The sequence below is a fragment of the Sphingobium limneticum genome (assembly GCF_008710165.1).
Taxonomy (GTDB): domain Bacteria; phylum Pseudomonadota; class Alphaproteobacteria; order Sphingomonadales; family Sphingomonadaceae; genus Sphingobium; species Sphingobium limneticum.
The window spans coordinates 148,689-164,951 of record NZ_VYQA01000007.1; the positions used below are offsets into that span (position 1 = coordinate 148,689).

The 16,263-nt window shown below is 63.0% G+C and carries 20 protein-coding genes and 1 tRNA gene; 6 read left to right on the forward strand and 15 right to left on the reverse strand.

Annotation, left to right across the window (positions count from 1 at the left end):
- Positions 1 to 153: 153 nt before the first annotated feature.
- From F4U95_RS11340 to F4U95_RS11365, 6 genes are all read right to left on the reverse strand, one after another.
- A complete protein-coding gene (locus tag F4U95_RS11340) occupies positions 154 to 987 on the reverse strand; it encodes a TorF family putative porin (RefSeq protein ID WP_120250672.1) in 834 nt (277 codons plus the stop codon).
- Between the two features lie 295 nt (positions 988 to 1,282).
- Positions 1,283 to 2,779 carry a SulP family inorganic anion transporter gene (locus F4U95_RS11345; protein WP_150425749.1) on the reverse strand — a complete coding sequence of 499 codons (1,497 nt, stop codon included), beginning with the start codon at positions 2,777 to 2,779 and terminating at the stop codon, positions 1,283 to 1,285.
- Positions 2,780 to 2,782: 3 nt separating this feature from the next.
- The gene (locus F4U95_RS11350) at positions 2,783 to 3,481 is read right to left on the reverse strand and encodes a carbonic anhydrase (protein ID WP_120250674.1); all 699 of its coding nucleotides are present in this window, start codon (positions 3,479 to 3,481) and stop codon (positions 2,783 to 2,785) included.
- Positions 3,482 to 3,663: 182 nt separating this feature from the next.
- Positions 3,664 to 4,374 (reverse strand): response regulator, encoded by a 711-nt coding sequence (locus F4U95_RS11355; RefSeq protein ID WP_150425750.1) that lies wholly within the window; start codon positions 4,372 to 4,374, stop codon positions 3,664 to 3,666.
- Positions 4,371 to 4,823: a hypothetical protein gene (locus tag F4U95_RS11360; RefSeq protein ID WP_150425751.1), complete on the reverse strand. Its 453-nt coding sequence runs from the start codon at positions 4,821 to 4,823 to the stop codon at positions 4,371 to 4,373. Before F4U95_RS11360 ends, F4U95_RS11355 begins: the two co-directional genes overlap by 4 nt.
- 134 nt (positions 4,824 to 4,957) lie before the next feature.
- Positions 4,958 to 5,479 carry a 3'-5' exonuclease family protein gene (locus F4U95_RS11365; protein WP_246171575.1) on the reverse strand — a complete coding sequence of 174 codons (522 nt, stop codon included), beginning with the start codon at positions 5,477 to 5,479 and terminating at the stop codon, positions 4,958 to 4,960.
- Between the two features lie 223 nt (positions 5,480 to 5,702).
- Here F4U95_RS11365 and F4U95_RS11370 point away from each other — a divergent pair, with 223 nt between their 5' ends.
- Complete coding sequence (locus F4U95_RS11370) at positions 5,703 to 6,671, forward strand: magnesium and cobalt transport protein CorA (RefSeq protein WP_150425753.1); 969 nt, start codon at positions 5,703 to 5,705, stop codon at positions 6,669 to 6,671.
- Positions 6,672 to 6,819: 148 nt separating this feature from the next.
- On the opposite strand, the gene F4U95_RS11375 is transcribed toward F4U95_RS11370, so the two are convergent.
- A complete protein-coding gene (locus F4U95_RS11375) occupies positions 6,820 to 7,332 on the reverse strand; it encodes a thioredoxin family protein (protein WP_246171568.1) in 513 nt (170 codons plus the stop codon).
- A gap of 186 nt (positions 7,333 to 7,518) precedes the next feature.
- Here F4U95_RS11375 and F4U95_RS11380 point away from each other — a divergent pair, with 186 nt between their 5' ends.
- Together F4U95_RS11380 and map are read left to right on the forward strand one after the other, a co-directional pair.
- Entirely contained in the window at positions 7,519 to 7,731 is a 213-nt protein-coding gene (locus F4U95_RS11380; RefSeq protein WP_150425754.1) for a ParD-like family protein, read from the forward strand.
- Entirely contained in the window at positions 7,728 to 8,507 is a 780-nt protein-coding gene (gene map, locus F4U95_RS11385; protein WP_150425755.1) for a type I methionyl aminopeptidase, read from the forward strand. The genes F4U95_RS11380 and map overlap by 4 nt, the downstream gene beginning before the upstream one ends.
- 44 nt (positions 8,508 to 8,551) lie before the next feature.
- Here map and F4U95_RS11390 read toward each other — a convergent pair.
- The 5 genes from F4U95_RS11390 to F4U95_RS11410 all read right to left on the reverse strand — a co-directional run bounded on the left by F4U95_RS11390 (position 8,552) and on the right by F4U95_RS11410 (position 11,051).
- Positions 8,552 to 8,628, reverse strand: a tRNA-Arg gene (locus F4U95_RS11390).
- Positions 8,629 to 8,677: 49 nt separating this feature from the next.
- Entirely contained in the window at positions 8,678 to 9,157 is a 480-nt protein-coding gene (locus F4U95_RS11395; RefSeq protein ID WP_150425756.1) for a DUF1178 family protein, read from the reverse strand.
- Positions 9,154 to 9,984 carry a carbon-nitrogen hydrolase family protein gene (locus F4U95_RS11400; RefSeq protein WP_150425818.1) on the reverse strand — a complete coding sequence of 277 codons (831 nt, stop codon included), beginning with the start codon at positions 9,982 to 9,984 and terminating at the stop codon, positions 9,154 to 9,156. Before F4U95_RS11400 ends, F4U95_RS11395 begins: the two co-directional genes overlap by 4 nt.
- A 5-nt stretch (positions 9,985 to 9,989) precedes the next feature.
- On the reverse strand, positions 9,990 to 10,247 hold the full coding sequence (gene grxC / locus F4U95_RS11405) for a glutaredoxin 3 (RefSeq protein WP_120250682.1): 258 nt from the start codon (positions 10,245 to 10,247) through the stop codon (positions 9,990 to 9,992).
- A 57-nt stretch (positions 10,248 to 10,304) separates the two neighbouring features.
- The gene (locus F4U95_RS11410) at positions 10,305 to 11,051 is read right to left on the reverse strand and encodes a ComF family protein (protein WP_150425757.1); all 747 of its coding nucleotides are present in this window, start codon (positions 11,049 to 11,051) and stop codon (positions 10,305 to 10,307) included.
- Positions 11,052 to 11,092: 41 nt separating this feature from the next.
- Here F4U95_RS11410 and F4U95_RS11415 point away from each other — a divergent pair, with 41 nt between their 5' ends.
- Together F4U95_RS11415 and F4U95_RS11420 are read left to right on the forward strand one after the other, a co-directional pair.
- Positions 11,093 to 11,944: a class I SAM-dependent methyltransferase gene (locus F4U95_RS11415; RefSeq protein WP_150425758.1), complete on the forward strand. Its 852-nt coding sequence runs from the start codon at positions 11,093 to 11,095 to the stop codon at positions 11,942 to 11,944.
- A 109-nt stretch (positions 11,945 to 12,053) separates the two neighbouring features.
- Positions 12,054 to 13,124 (forward strand): type I restriction endonuclease, encoded by a 1,071-nt coding sequence (locus tag F4U95_RS11420; RefSeq protein ID WP_150425819.1) that lies wholly within the window; start codon positions 12,054 to 12,056, stop codon positions 13,122 to 13,124.
- 133 nt (positions 13,125 to 13,257) lie between these two features.
- Here F4U95_RS11420 and F4U95_RS11425 read toward each other — a convergent pair whose 3' ends face one another.
- Positions 13,258 to 14,154 carry a metallophosphoesterase family protein gene (locus F4U95_RS11425; RefSeq protein ID WP_120250688.1) on the reverse strand — a complete coding sequence of 299 codons (897 nt, stop codon included), beginning with the start codon at positions 14,152 to 14,154 and terminating at the stop codon, positions 13,258 to 13,260.
- Positions 14,155 to 14,224: 70 nt separating this feature from the next.
- Here F4U95_RS11425 and F4U95_RS11430 point away from each other — a divergent pair, with 70 nt between their 5' ends.
- Positions 14,225 to 15,121 (forward strand): diacylglycerol/lipid kinase family protein, encoded by an 897-nt coding sequence (locus F4U95_RS11430; protein WP_150425759.1) that lies wholly within the window; start codon positions 14,225 to 14,227, stop codon positions 15,119 to 15,121.
- Positions 15,122 to 15,220: 99 nt separating this feature from the next.
- Here F4U95_RS11430 and rpsI read toward each other — a convergent pair whose 3' ends face one another.
- Positions 15,221 to 15,769: a 30S ribosomal protein S9 gene (gene rpsI / locus F4U95_RS11435; RefSeq protein ID WP_120250690.1), complete on the reverse strand. Its 549-nt coding sequence runs from the start codon at positions 15,767 to 15,769 to the stop codon at positions 15,221 to 15,223.
- Complete coding sequence (gene rplM / locus F4U95_RS11440; protein WP_082462630.1) at positions 15,769 to 16,248, reverse strand: 50S ribosomal protein L13; 480 nt, start codon at positions 16,246 to 16,248, stop codon at positions 15,769 to 15,771. Before rplM ends, rpsI begins: the two co-directional genes overlap by 1 nt.
- Between the last annotated feature and the right edge of the window lie 15 nt (positions 16,249 to 16,263).

The window sequence follows — 16,263 nt, forward strand, 5'->3', positions numbered from 1 at the left end:
ATCTGGAGATAGGCCCGGCCGGATCGGGGGTCAACCGCGCGACCCCGGCCAATGGGTCAATCGCGACTGGAGCAACAATTTGTCACGACAGCGAAAAGGGCCGGCCCGACGGGGTGTCGGACCGGCCCTTTCGTTCGGCTCAAGGCCGCAGGATCAGAAGGCCGCGGTCAGCGACACGACGAAGCGGCTGCGCGCGATCGAGGAGCCATCGGCGTCCGAGAAGTTCGGGCGGATGTAATTTTCCTCGACGCGGGCGATGTCGGTGTCGACATAGGCGAGGCCTACGGTCAGCGGCGTGCCGGGGATGGCGACGTCCGCGCCGACCAGCCAGTCCATATATTTGCCGGTGGGCGCCAGCGAGGTGCCGTTGGGGCCAAGGCCGCTATTGCCGTTCGACCAGCCCAGATGCGCCTTTAACGTGACCGGCGTGTTCGGGATCGAACCGCTGACATCGCCCCAGACGTAGAAATTGTCTTCCTTGTCACCCGGATTGAAGATGGTGCAATCCGCGTCGCTGCACCACTTGCCCAGCGCCTGCTGCTTGGGCGCATAGGCGACGCCGACCAGACCCTTGACCGGGCCGACCTGGCTGGACAGCTTCACATAGGGTTCGGCGAAGTCGGTCTTGTTGGCACCCGACGGATACATGTACCAGGTCAGGCCGACATCCAGCGTGGTGGTTTCGGTCAGCGGAATAGCGTAGCCTGCGAACAGGTCCAGTTCCATGTTGGATCCGCCGAACGTGCCCCAGCCCGACAGGTTGGAGGCCCAGGTGCCGGCATAGGCGCCGCTTTCATGCGTCAGCGTGATGCCACCCTGAACGGCCATGCCCTTGTCGGTCTGCGACACGCCACGGAAACGATAGTCGGACACGAGGCCGACGCTGCCGGAAACGGTGACGGGGCTGGCGGGTTCTTCCTGTGCGAAAGCCGGGGCGCTGGAAAGGAGCGCGAGGGCGGCACAAGCGATTTGGTACTTCATGAACATTCCCCTTTTACGTTGGAATGTTCCGTCCTGCATCCGCCGCCCAGGGATCTGTTTTGATCGCCCCCGATGCCAGCGGATATCCATGGACTATGCCGTCCCGCCCTCCACGCAAACCGCTTTTGCCGCAGTTGCGAAAGGATCGGAGCCGCTGTTGTAAGCAAGGCACGGTTCTTTGCTGATGCGATAATATAATATTGCTATTATGTTTCCACGTACATTTGTGACAAAAAGAAACCGCCGCGCCTGAGGTCAGGCACGGCGGTTCGACAGGTCGCCCAAGTGGTTGAGGGGGGGGTCAGGCGACCAGCTGGCGCATCCGTCCGGTTGCGCCGAAATATTCCACCTGCGCGCCTGTGCCACGACGGCGATCGACCCATTCGCGCAGCATTTCCGCGCAGGTATGGTCGATATGGCCAAGCCGCTCGACATTCAGGATGACGAGGCCGGCGGTCGGCAGCGATTCCAGCTTGGCCGACAATTTTGGCAGGCTGAGAAAGGTCGCCGTGCCGCGCAGCGCCACTTCATGCGCTTCGCCACGGCTTGCATCCTCGACCTTCAGGCGCAGGCGGGTCGCATGCGGCAGCAGTTCCAGCATCGACAGGCCGATGCCCACCAGCACGCCGGTCAACAGGTCGGTCGTCACGACGCAGATCAACGTCGCGGCCCATACGATCGCGGGCAGCGGACCGTAGAGGTGGAAGAGATGCTTGACGTGGGCCACGCTGACCAGGCGAACGCCGGTGATGACGAGGATGCCGGCCAGCGCCGCCATCGGGATTTCACGGAGCAGCCAGGGCAGCAGCGCCACGAAGCCCAGGATCCAGACGCCATGCAGGATCGCCGACATACGGGTCTTGGCTCCGGCCTGCACGTTGGCGGACGAGCGAACGATGACGCCGGTCATCGGCAGCGCGCCGGCAAAGCCGCAGAGCAGGTTGCCCACGCCCTGCGCGCTCAATTCCTTGTTATAATTGGTACGTACGCCATCATGCATGCGATCGACAGCGGCGGCCGAGAGCAGGGTTTCGGCACTGGCGATGAAGGCGATGGCGATCGCGGTGGTGATGACGGTCGGGTTCAGCAGCTGCGCCAGCAGGCCTTGTTCGGGCAGGCTGACCGCCGCGACGATCGATTCGGGCACGACGACACGCGCGACGTCCAGGCCCAGCGCGAAGGCGACCAGCGTCGCGGCGACCACGCCGACCAGCGCGCCCGGCACCAGCTTCATCGATGCGGGGCGAAACTTCTCCCAGCCCAACATGCTGAAGATGGTGACGAGGCCGACGGCGAAGGCCGTGACGGTATCGCCGTTCGACAGGCCCAATATCTGGCCTGGCATGGCGATCAGATTGTGCAGGCCGCTCGACAGCGGCTTGTCGTCGAACAGCACATGGAACTGGCCGACCACGATCAGCACGCCGATGCCCGCCAGCATGCCGTGCACGACGGCGGGCGAAATGGCGCGGAACCAGCCGCCGACCCGCAACAGACCGGCGACGACCTGGATCGCGCCCGCCAGGATCAGGATCGGGCCAAGGGCCGAGAGGCCCTGTTCGCGCACGATTTCAAAGACGATGACGGCAAGGCCGGCGGCCGGGCCGCTGACCTGCAATGGCGAACCTGCCAGCAGGCCGACGACGATGCCGCCGATGATGCCGGTGATAAGACCCTTTTCCGGCGGCACGCCGGACGCGATGGCGATGCCCATACAGAGCGGCATCGCCACCAGGAAGACGACGATCGACGCCGTAAAATCGCGGCCGAAATTGCCGCCGGAAAGAGCCTTCAACATGATTTACTCCGCCGCTTGGGCATAAACCGATTCGCCGGCAAGGCGACGGCCGTGGGGAAGTGCGACCTGCATCGGCTGGCCTTCGCGCAGGGGCGAGAAGCGACCGGTTTCGCCGTCCAGGCCAAGCACCTGGCCGGCGTGAATATCGACATACCAGCCATGCAGCGCGATTTCGCCACGGGCGATGCCCGACGCGATCGACGGATGGGTGCGCAGATGCGCCAGCTGAACCACGACATTTTCCAGCGCCATGTTGCGCAGCTTTTCCGCGTCGCTCAGGTCCGTGGGATAATTTTCGCGGCACACCTTCTGCGCGGCATGGCTGTGACGCAGCCAGGCGGCGACGTTGGGCATGGACGTCAGGTCGGCGTCGGTGGCCAGCGCCTTCATCGCGCCGCAATCGCTATGGCCGCACACGATGATGTCGCGCACGCCCAGCACCATGACGGCATATTCGACCGTCGCGGTCACGCCGCCCAGCTGGCTGGCATGCGGCGGCACGATGTTGCCCGCGTTGCGGCACACGAACAGGTCGCCGGGCGCGGCCTGCATGATCTGTTCGGGGACGATGCGCGAATCCGCGCAGGAAATCATCAGCGCCTTGGGGCTTTGGCCATGGTTGGCCAGCTGGTTATACAGCGTGCTTTCGCTGGGGTAGACTTTGGTTTCAAAGTCAAAAACGCGACCGATAAGCTCGTTCATGGAGTCTATCCTCTTCTTTGAATGACTATTTCCGGCCAGGGGGCGGACCGGTATAGTGTGAAGAATAGACAAGCGGTTTTGCTGCGGCGCAGCGGGATTGTTAAAAACTATGTCTGGCCAATGAAACGGCGCGGATTGCGCAAAACCGCGAAAAATGGCGGTTTTGCGCAATCCTTTGCTGGTCAGCGACGATCGACCACCGCGCTGAACATGTATCCGACCCCCCGCACAGTAACAATCGGAGCAGGGCGACCACCCTCCCCCAGCTTGCGCCGGAGCCGGCTGACCAGCACGTCGATGCTGCGATCCGAAGAGGGCGTGTCGCGCACCCCCGCCAGCTCCATCAGGCGAGTGCGGGCGATCACCGTCTGGGCATGATCCAGGAACACCGACAACAGCGAAAATTCCGCCGCGGTCAGATCGATTTGCTTGCCCGTCGGGTCGGACACCTCGCGCCGGGCGAAGTCCACCACCCAGCCTTCGAAGATCGCCTCGGTCTGGCGACGCAGGCCCAGCGCGCGCTCGCCCCGGCCGCGCCGCAGCACGGCGCGCAGCCGCGCCGCCAGTTCGCGCGCCGAATAGGGCTTGGCCATATAATCGTCGGCGCCCAGTTCCAGCCCGACCACCCGGTCGACCTCCGAACTGTTCGCTGCGACCAGGATGATCGGCACGTCGCTGCGTTCGCGTACGTCGCGGCACAGATCCAGCCCGTCCGGCCCGCGCAGCGCCGCATCCAGTACGAGAGCGCCGACCGGGGTAGTGGTCAGCGCACTGTAAATATCATGAGCAGACGCCGCCGGCAGCGCGCGAAAGCCGCTCTGCTCGAGATATTCGCGTATTTTCTGCCGCAGATCCTGATGCGTCTCTGCGATCAATATCAGCGGTGGACTCATCCGCCGTTTACAGCGCCCTTGGTCAGCGCGCGCACGCCGTCCAGTTCGTTAACCAGCACGGCGCGATCCTGCTGCGCGACGGCGACCGCCTCGGCCGACCGGTCCGCCACATGGCGCGCGACCTGCGCGTCGATCTGATGGCGGGCGGCGGCACAGGTGCCGGCATAGCTGCCCGACATGGGCGCGAAGCGGTGGATCGCCTTGCCAAAGGCGGGGATCGCCTGACCCTGGGCCGCGACCGCGCGATTGACGGTGACGTCGGCCTGCCAGCGGCAGACTGGTATGGCGCCGCGATTGGCAAAACGCGGCTCGACTTCGCGCAGGCTGATCGCCGACTGGGCATGATAGCTGGCGGTATAGGCCTGCGCGCCATGGCTGATGGCGGCGCTGTGGATGGTGCTGGGGGCAGCGGCAAGGGCCGCTACGCTGGATAGCAGGATAAGGAACATGGATTTCTCCTCCGCAACATCTGCGCTCCGTTGGCCGGGCAGATGTGGATGCCAGAAGGATTAAGGCTGGCAAATGTCTCCGTAATTTGCCGGACGTAACAAATCATTGCTGAAGCCCGGTTTCAGGCAATGATTCATTGCGCCGCCAGCAATATCGGCTGTGGCGCCGGCAGCATGACGCCGCGAATATGGGCGATCAGCGCGGACAGCCACAACGCGTCGCCGGCCGCGCGGTGCCGGGTCGCCCCCTGCCCATCGGCAAAGGCGACGGCAGCGCCGACGCGCGCTTCGTCCGCGCGCTCTTCATCGAACAGGGTCGCGACATGCTGAATGGCAAAAGGCGACGGTGCCCCTGCGGCGGCGGCCAGCGTATCGAGCCAATATTGGTCGATCAGGCTATCGGCCAGGACGCGGCAGCCCTGAGCCGCGGCGACCAGTTCGGCCAGCACCACCGATGCGGGCAGCCCTTCCTGCGCGATTCGTTCACGGCTCAGGCCGTGCAACGCTTCGGCTTCGGGCGTCCAGTCCCATCCGGCCCAATCGTCATGCGGGCGAATCAACCAACTGCGCGACATGCCGCCATCCGCGATACCCACTTCGATCGGGTAGGACCGTCCATGGCGTGGCAGGCAGGACGCCTCGAAGTCGATAGTCATGATGTGCAAGGCACAGCTCCATATATTCTCGTGCGGCCTGCCCTCTCCAGCATGTGCCGCGCGTTTTTCTATGCGCCCCTTTCGCCCGCAACTATGTCATGGCGAAGTCAATCGCCAGCCCCTTCAGCAAAAATCATATGGGTTGAAGCAGGGGTGCGGCGAAAGGCGCGACGATGACGCCAATGTCTGCTAGTCGGCGGAAACCAAAGGGAAACACAGCGCCATGACCGTCATCGCCGCCTATCTCTATCGCAACGGCCAGCGGGTCCGCCCGGTGGCGATCGACGAACGGATCGACTGCGCGCCCGACAAGTCCGAATTCATCTGGATCGGGATCGCCGACCCGACCAAGGACGAAATGCAGATATTGGCGCGCACCTACGGCCTGCATCCGCTGGCGGTGGAGGATGCGATCAACGCCAACCAGTTGCCCAAGGTGGATATTTATGGCGACCAGCTGTTCGTGGTCGCGCGCACCGCCCATGTCGAGGGCGACGCCATCTGCTATGGCGAAACCGCCCTGTTCGTGGGTCACAGTCATATCATCAGCGTCCGCCATGGATCGGCCCGCGCCCATCTAGCGCTGCGCGAGGAGCTGGAGGCGGTGCCGTCCCGGCTCGCGCAGGGGGTGGATTATGTGCTGCACGCCATCCTCGACTTCATCGTCGACGGCTATCTGCCGATCATCGAAGGGATCGAGGAGGAAGTGCTGGAGATGGAGCAGCAGATGATCGACCATTTCCTGCGCCGGGAGGACATCACCCGTATCTTCAGCCTGCGCCGCCAGTTGATCCGGTTCCAGCGCATATTGTTGCCGATGCAGGAGGTGGCGACCAAATTCGTGAAGATGGACCTGCCCTGCATCGATCCGGAAGCCCGCCCCTATTTCAGCGACGTGCGCGACCATGTCCGCCGCGTCCAGACGATGGTCGATGATCTGCGCGAAATCCTGAACAGCGTGTTCGAATCCAGCAATCTGCTGGAGCAGCAGCGTACCGGCGACATCACCCGGCAACTGGCCGCCTGGGCCGCGATCCTGGCCGTGCCGACCGCGATCGCCGGCATTTACGGCATGAATTTCGAACATATGCCCGAACTCAAGAGTGTGTACGGCTATCCGGTGGTGCTGGGCGTGATCGGCGTGGTCTGCACCCTGCTCTATACCCGGTTCAAGAAGCTGAAGTGGCTGTAGCCAGCGGCGGCGCGACCTTTCCGCGGATCACCAGTTCGTGCGGCAGATAGTCGTTCACTCATTGCCTATCCCCTGCCAGATGCATCGCCAGCGCCGCCATTACTGGCCAGGATAGCGGTCGGCCGACCGGGCAGTCACACCCACTGGGTCACACCCATTGGGCAAGCCAGTCCGCCAGCGCCTGCGGCGTCATGTGGCGCGCATCGGCCAGCGCGAACAAATGGCCATCGTTCAGCAACCGGTCGGTCTTAGGATCGACCACCAGCAGCGCGGGAACCCCCTTCAGCTTGTCGATGCCATAATGGCCGGCAATCTGCTGATTCTTGTTCAGCCGGCCGATATCGACCGTCACCACCTCATAATGGCGCTGCAGGAACGCCTTGACCTCCGGCAGATCGAACACGCCGGCCAGCACGCGGCAATCCGGGCACCAATTGCCGCCCAGGTCGATCATCAGCCGCTTGCCCTTGGCCCGTGCGCGCGCCTTGGCGGCGGCGACATCCCGGTCGGCATCTGCCTTTTCGTCATAGGGCAAGGGTAGCGGCTGGCGCAGCGCCTCCAGGCTGGTGGCCGCCACCTTCGGCGCCCGTGCCGCCTGCAATGGCGCAACCGCGACAACGCCCAATGCCAAGATCGTCCCGAAACCGATAACCGCTTTCACATGTCACTCCCGATACAGTCGGGGCACAATGTCGCCGGCCCGGCCCGCGATATAATGAGAATCCCTCATAAGCCGGCCGGCCATGCTCAACCCAGGCATATGATCGCCGATGTGGCACGCACCATTGCCATCTGCGCCATCCGGAATATATGAAGCATATATGATTCATATATTCCGGATGATCTGATGGGCATCGTCAATATAGAAGATGAGCTGCACGAGCAGCTGCGCAAGGCCAGCAAGGCGTCCTACCGATCGATCAACGCGCAGGCCGCCTTCTGGATCAGGATCGGCATGCTGTGCGAAATGAACCCGCAGATGAGCTTTCAGCAGATCGTGTTGCGCGAATATAAGGAGGCGGGCGTCGATCCCGCCATCGTCGCGGTGCCGGCGGGATGATCAAGACCCCTGCCGAAATCGAGATCATGGCGGAGGCCGGCCGCCTGCTGGCGTCGGTCTTCACCTGGCTCGACGACCAGCCGCTTGCCGGTCGCACGACGATGGACGTGAACGATGCGGTCGAGCGCCTGATCGTCGACCAGTTGCAGGCGCGGCCCGCCAGCAAGGGCCAATATGGCTATGGCTTCGTCCTCAACTGCTCGATCAACCATGTCGTCTGCCACGGCGTACCCTCGACGCAGGAAGTGCTGCGCGAAGGCGACATCGCCAATTTCGACATCACGCTGGAAAAGGGCGGCTATATCGCCGATTCCAGCAAGACCTACATGATCGGCGACGTGACGCCCGCCGCTCGCCGGCTGGTGAAGACCACTTATGACGCGTTGTGGCAGGGCATCGGCGTGGTCCGACCCGGCGCACGCCTGGGCGATATCGGCCATGCGATCGAGCGTCACGCCAAACGCGCCGGCTATTCGATCGTGCGCGACTATTGTGGCCATGGCATCGGCACCGAAATGCACGAAGACCCGCAGATCCTGCATTTCGGCAAGCCCGGCAGCGGCATGATGTTGAAGGAAGGCATGGTCTTCACGATCGAGCCGATGCTGAACCAGGGTCGCCGCATGGTACGCACGGAGGATGACGGCTGGACCGTCGTCACCACCGACGGCAAGCTGTCCGCCCAGTTCGAACATACGGTGGCGGTCACGGCGACCGGCGTCCGCATCCTGACCCTGCGCCCGGACGAAAAACCGCCCGCACTTGCGCGAGGATAGCCAAGCGGGCGGATGCCCACGCCGGCGCCTGAGACTGTAAAAGATGGTGCACCCGACGGGATTCGAACCCATGGCCCTTAGATTAGGAATCTAATGCTCTATCCTGCTGAGCTACGGGTGCCCGGCGACGGCTCTATTGCGCGATGGCGCGCCGGTCAATTCTCGGCCGGTCAATTCTTCGCTTGCGGCGGGATGACCGGAAAGGGCAGCGGCGCGACCTCGACCCCTTCTGCGATCAGCGCCTTGGCCTCGGCCGGGGCGACCTCGCCATGGATGCTGCTGCGGTCCTGTTCGCCATAATGCATCGCGCGGGCCTGCTCGGCAAAGCCGCGCCCGACCCAGGTGGAGCCTTCCAGCGCCTTGGCCTGCGCCTGCCCCAACGCTTCGACCAGCGCCTGCATCTTCGCCTGATCCGCGACGTTCATGACCGGCGCCGTCGGCTCGGCTTGCGCAACGGGCGCGACTTCGGTCCGGCTATTGCCCTTCGCGCCGACCGCCGGCGCCATCACCGCCTTGGTCACATCCGCGTCGCCGCACAGGGGACAAGTCAGCAGCCCGCGCGCCTTCTGATCCTCATAATCGGTGCTCGACCCGAACCATGCTTCGAACACATGGCCCTGACCAGCGCATTTCAGGTCGAATACGATCACGAAACAGTCACGTCCCTGGGTATCACACGGCGGTTGGCGATGGCAGGCACGCGCCCACGCACATCCCCTATGCGCGACAGGTCGAGGTCCGCAAGCCCCAGCCCCGCCGTCTCGCCCATGTCGAGCAGTATCTCGCCCCAAGGGTCGATCACCACGCTATGGCCATAGGTGATGCGGCCATCTTCATGGCTCCCCACCTGCGCCGTCGCGATGACATAGCATCCCGCCTCGATCGCCCGCGCACGCAGCAGCACATGCCAATGCGCCTGCCCCGTCGGCACGGTGAAGGCGGCCGGCGCCAGCAAGATCGTCGCGCCCGCATTGGTCAGCGCCCGGTACAGATCGGGGAAGCGCATGTCGTAGCAGATGGAAAAGCCCATCCGCCCCCATGGCGTATCGGCCGCGACCACCTGCTCGCCCGGCCCATAGACCGAGGATTCGCGCCAGCTTTCCCCCGTCGCCAGATCGACGTCGAACAGATGGATCTTGTCGTAGCGCGCCCGGATGTCGCCCGTATCGTCGATCAGGAAGCTGCGATTGGCCCAGCGCCCGTCGGCCCGCTCGCCCTTCAGCGGCAGCGACCCGATATGCACCCACAGCCCTTCGCGCGCCGCTGCATCGCGCACGGCGGCCAGCACCACATCCTCCGCTTCGTTGCGCAGCGTGTTCGCCGCCCGCGCCCGATCGCGGTCCAGGCACCCAGCCATTTCGGGGGTGAACAGCATGTCCGCCCCCTCGCCCTTCGCCCGCTTCACCATCTCCACGATGGCGGCGGCGTTGGCGGCGGGATCGACCCCGCTGGTCATCTGGAACAGGGCGGCGCGCATCTTGCTCATAGGCCCAGCAACGCGTCCAGCTTGCCCGCCCGGTTCAGCGCGGACAGGTCGTCGCTGCCGCCGATATGGGCGCCGTCGATGAAGATTTGCGGCACGCTGGACCGGCCGGGCGCGCGCTCAAGCATTTCCTCGCGCTTGGGGCCGCCCAGCGTGATGTCATATTCCTCGAACGACACGCCCTTGTCGGTCAGCAGCGCCTTGGCCCGCGCGCAATAGCCGCACCAGTCCTTGGTATAGATTTCAACCTTCGCCATGATATCCGGAAACTCCTTATATATACGGCAAATTGGGTGATCGCACCGCTTTGTCAATCAAAGGCTGTCGGCGACAGCGTCGGGAAGCACCCGCGCCCAGCAGAGCAGCCGCACCTCCGTCGCCCCGCCACGCTTCAGCATCTTCGCGCAGGCGGCGGCCGTCGCGCCGCTGGTATGGACGTCGTCGATCAGCAATATGCGCCGGCCCTTCACCGTTTGCCCGGCCCCCAGCGCGAAGGCGCCCCGCACCATCTTCGCCCGCTGTTTCGGGTTCATGCCCCGCAGCGGCGCCGTGCGCTTCACGCGCCGCAACGCCTGTTTATCCACCGGCCAGCCGGTCAGCCGCCCCAGATGATCGGCAATCAGCGCCGACTGGTTGAAACCCCGGTTCCACAGCCGCCAGCGATGCAACGGCACCGGCACGATCAGAGCCTCCTCATCCCCCACATGCCGCAGCATCTGTCGCGCGATCAGCCGGGCAAGGCCGATGCGCCGCCCATATTTCAAACGCAGCGCCACCGTCCGCGCCACATCGCCATAGGCCAGCACCGCCCGCGCACTGTCCCATGGCGGCGGATCGGCCATGCAGCCGCCGCATTCCGCGCCCTCCCCCATCTCATGCGGGAAGGGCACGCCGCACCGCGCGCAACAGGGTTCGCCCAGAAATTCCATCCCGCCCCAGCAGGGGAGGCAGAAAGCGAAATCCTCCCCCACGATGGCGCCGCATCCGGGGCATCGCGGCGGCAGCGCATAATCGACCGCAGGCCACAAAAGCCCCTTGAGAAGCGGGAGGACAGGCATCATCTGCCTTGTCCGCACTTCGCGTCCGATGCACAAGGCCCGCCATGGACTCCCGCCCCGACATTTTCGACCGCGCCCGACGCGCGCGCCACCGCGACCGCATGTTGCCCGCCTTCGCCGACCATGACTTTCTCTACCGCGCGATGCTGGACGAGTTGCTCGACCGGCTGGAAGACGTCCAGCGCGACCTGCCCGAAGTCCTCCTGATCGGCTGTCCGGACGGCAGCGCCAAGGCGGCGCTGGAAGCCATGGGCAAGCGTGTCGCTTGCGCCGATCCCGGCTTTCTCGCGGCGAAAAGCCTCGGCGGCGTGCAGGCGGACGAAGACGCCCTGCCCTTTGCCGACGACAGTTTCGACTTGGTCATAGCCTGCGGCACGCTCGACAGCGTCAACGACCTGCCCGGCGCGCTGATCCTGATGCGGCGCGTGTTGCGCCCCGATGGGCTGATGCTGGCGGCCTTCGCCGGCGCCGGCAGCCTGTCCCGGCTCAAGGCGGCCCTGCTCGCCGCAGAAGGCGACCGCCCCGGCCAGCATGTCCATCCGCAGGTCGATGTGCGATCGGCGGGCGATCTATTGAGCCGCGCCGGCTTCGCCATGCCGGTCGCGGACGGCGACGTACTCAACATACGCTATGGCGATGTCGTCCGGCTGATGCATGATTTGCGCGGCATGGGTGCCGGCAATGCGCTGGAGACGCGCGCGCCTGCCCTGACTCGCGATGTGCTGATGCGCGCAGCCGGCCATTTCGCCGGCGCCGCCGACCCGGACGGCCGCACCGCCGAACAGATGGCGATCGTTTATCTCTCCGGCTGGAAACCCGACCCCAGCCAGGCCGCCCCCGCCAAACGCGGCAGCGCCACGGTATCGCTGGCGGCGGCGTTGAAGGGGAAGGGATAGCGGCTACTACGCCCACTTACCATAAAGCAACGCTTTTCGTCGTAATAATGACCTTGCCTCACGATCTATTTCTCGCCAATCTACCCAAGAAACGGGGAGTATGGCTACGATGGATTTTGCTACGCGCCTTTCTGAACTTCAGAAAAGAACGATCGAACATCGAGAAGTTTTGCTAACTGAAGAGGCGGCGAAGACAGCCTTGGTGATGCCATTCTTGCAATCTTTGGGGTATGACGTTTTCAATCCAAAAGAGGTTGTTCCGGAATTTACGGCTGACGTGGGTATCAAGAAAGGGGAGAAAGTTGACTATGCAATCTGCGCAGATGGCAAGGTTAACATTCTGATAGAATGCAAACCATCGACCTCAGAACTCAATGTCAATCACGCATCCCAACTGTTTCGCTATTTCAGCGTCACCGATGCCCGCCTCGCCATCCTCACCAACGGCGTCAATTATCAATTTTTCTCGGACGTCGAAAAACCCAATAAAATGGACGAGCGCCCTTTCTTCACGTTCAGCATGGAAGCGATCAAGCCGTCAGACATTCGTACACTTGAAAAGTTTGCTAAAGCTGATTTCGATATCGAAAAGATCATTCTGGAAGCTGGCAATCTCAAACTACAGTCTCTTCTTCGCAAGGCCATAGAACAGGAGTTTTCCGAACCATCCGATGATTTTGTGAGATTATTCGCAGCCAAAGTGGTCGAAGGCCGCCTGACACCAGCTGCCAAGGATAGCATCGCAAGAATAGTGCCCAACACGATTTCTGCAATTATTCGCGATCGTGTTAATGAGCGCCTGGCGTCAGCACTGAATGCGTCCACGCCAACGATGGCGGAGCCGGAAGAAGCAGATCCAGTCGCTCCGGAAGAAGCCATTATTACCACGCAAGAGGAATTGAGCGGATTTCACATTGTGCAAGCCATTGCGTCACGTTTGATTGATCCGAAGAGAGTAGTTATCAGGGACAGCAAATCCTATTGCGCAATTTTGCTTGACGATAACAATCGAAAGACAATTGCAAGAATGTGGTTCAATTCACCAACTACAAGGTATTTTGGCACGTTCGAAGGGAAGGATGAAACCCGTCATCTTATGCCTGAACTCACCGCAATATACCAACTATCATCGTATATTGAGGCGCGGCTTAGGGAGCTTGACGATAGCATTCCCGCTTGATGACATGATAATGGTGGCCGTTAGCTTGGTAGGCTGCCCTACCCAACGGCCCCATGTTATCTATATGGCCCTGTGCTCTTAGAAAGACAGAGGAAGAAATATAATGTCCTATCCCTGTATCAAAATATCGAAATCAGCGGGAAATGTGCGAAGTTAAGGGGCTGCTGCTGATCGCCGCCTCCCCCACTGTCGGTCCATCCTGCACCACCCGCGACGCCCATCCCTCGCCATCATGGGCATATTCGACATGGCTTGCGCGCCGGAACGCCGCGCCGTCCCACACGATCACCTGCAATTCCATCTCGTTGTTCCGTCGCACATGCAGCCAGTTGAAGCTTTGCGGTTCGGCATTGCGCAGCCGGGTGGAAGTCGCCGTCCCCGCCTGAATCACCAGCGCGCCGCCGCTATGCTCCACCATCTTCTGCGCCGCCTCCGCATAGGTGCGATGGAAATGCCCGGCCAGCGCCAGATGCACCCCGGCCTCGCAGGCGGCCTTGACCGCATCGTCATGCCGCCCGACAGCCTCGCTTAGCTCCCCGCCCTTCCCGATCGGCATGGAAAAAAGCGGATGATGGGTAACGAGGATACGAGTCTTGTCCGGCGCCACCCTGGCAAAGCGATCGCGCAGCAAGTCCATCTGGTCATGATTGATCCGCCCATCCTTGATCGTGAGCGACCGCGCGGTGTTGAGGCCCAGGATCGCGACCTCTCCATCTTCGTAAAAGGGGCAGAGATCGTTGCTGATATAGCGTTTGTAGCGCGCCAGCGGCCGGGCGAGGCGCCGCACCACGTCATAGAGCGGCACGTCATGATTGCCCGGCACTACCAGCGTCTTCAGCCCCGCGCCGTGCAGTCGATTGAGCCAGGCAGCGGCTTGCCGGAACTGTTCCACCCGCGCCCGCTGCGTGAAGTCGCCGCTGATGACGACCAGATCGGGCCGCCTCTCCTCCAGCCAAGCGGTGGCGGCGTCCACGATCTTGCGGTCATTGGCGCCAAAGTGGATGTCGGACAGATGAGCGATGCGAGCCATGGCACAGTAACGATTGCGCGCCACAGGGTTTCCAACGGACCCAAATCCCGTCTCGCGGAGTTATTGCGGCATGGAAACGAACCCCCTCCCCAAGGACGCCATATTGGTCGTCAACGCCCATAGCCGAAGCGGGCAGGATAGTTTCGCGCAGGCCAAGGACAAGCTGGAAGCCGCGGGCGTCCGCCTGATCGCCGCCCATGCAGTGGAAGACCCCGAACAGATGGCCGCGACCGTGCGCCAAGCCGTGGAAAGCGGCGCGCCGATGGTGATCGTGGGCGGCGGCGACGGGTCCATGTCGGGGACGGTGGACGAACTGGTCGGCAAGAATGTCGTGTTCGGCGTGCTGCCGCTCGGCACCGCGAACAGCTTCGCCCGCACGCTGGGACTGCCGCTCGATCTGGACGGCGCAGTGCAGGCGATCGCCAGCGGACAGCGCCGCCGCGTGGACCTGGGCATGATCGACCGCGACTATTTCGTGAATGCCGCCTCGCTCGGCCTTTCGCCGATGATCGGGCAGACCGTACCGCATAAGCTCAAACGCTATCTGGGGCGGATCGGCTATCTGATGTGGGCGGTCAAATGCTCGGTCGGCTTCCGCGCCTTCCGCCTGACCATCGACGATGGCGTTAAGGAACGGCGCATGTGGTCGACGGAAGTGCGCATCTTGAACGGCCCCTATCATGGCGGCGTCGAACTGTCCGACCATGCCGATGTCGATACCGGTGAGATCGTGGTGCAGGCCGTCGTGGGCCGCAGCAAGCCCCGCCTCGCCTGGGACTGGTACGCCAAATTCTTCAAACTGCGCGACCGCGACGCCCATACGCAGGAATTTCACGGCACCTGCTTCAAGATCGACACGAAACCGCGCCAGCGCATCTCGATCGATGGTGAAGTGCTGGCGAAAACACCGGTCACGGTGAAGATCGCGGCCGGCGCGGTCGAGGTGGCGGTGCCGCGCGACGGCTAATAATATCGCCGTTCGCTTCGAGCGGAAATCTGATGGAGAGAACAACAAAAAAGGGACCGGAAACCGGCCCCTTCTCTGTTTCGATGTTGTCGAAGAAACTTAGCGCTTCGAGAACTGGAAGCTACGACGGGCCTTCGCCTTACCGTACTTCTTACGCTCGACGACGCGGCTGTCGCGGGTCAGGAAGCCTTCGGCCTTGACCGCGCTGCGCAGCGCAGGTTCGTACTTGGAAAGTGCCTGGGCAATGCCGTGCTTCACGGCGCCGGCCTGACCCGACAGACCGCCGCCCTTGACGGTAGCGATCACGTCATACTGGCCTTCACGCTCGGTGACGCCGAACGGCTGGTTGATCACCAGGCGCAGGGTCGGACGAGCGAAATAGACTTCCTGGTCACGGCCGTTGACCGTGATCTTGCCGGTGCCGGGCTTGACCCAAACGCGGGCAACGGCGTCCTTACGACGGCCGGTGGCATAGGCGCGGCCGAGGCTGTCGATTTCCTGATCGCGCAGCGGAGCCGAAGGCTGAACCGGAGCGGAGACGACGGGTGCTTCACCTTCCACGGCGTCGGCGGCGACAGGCGCAGCAGCGACGGGGGCGTTCGCGGCGAGGGCCGCGAGGTCGGACAGGGACTGGCGGTTATCGGACATTATGCACCCACCTTGTTCTTGCGGTTGCGCGACACGAAATCGAGCACTTCGGGGTTCTGGGCTTCATGAGCATGCTCGGCACCGGCGAAGATGCGCAGGTTGCGCATCTGCTGACGACCCAGCGGACCACGGGGGATCATACGCTCGACGGCCTTTTCCAGGACGCGCTCGGGGAAACGACCTTCCAGAATCTTCTGGGGGGTGGTTTCCTTGATGCCGCCGGCATAACCGGTGTGCTTGTAGTAAACCTTGTCGGTCAGCTTGCGACCGGTGAACTTCACCTTGCCGGCGTTGATGATGATGACATTGTCACCGCAATCGACGTGGGGCGTGAAGCTGGTCTTGTGCTTGCCGCGCAGGATATTCGCGACGGTCGATGCGAGACGGCCCACAACGGCGCCTTCGGCGTCGATCAGGATCCACTTCTTTTCGACCGTTGCCGGGGTCGCCGGCTTGGTGGTCTTCATCAGCGCCTTCATGGTGCCAATACTCCA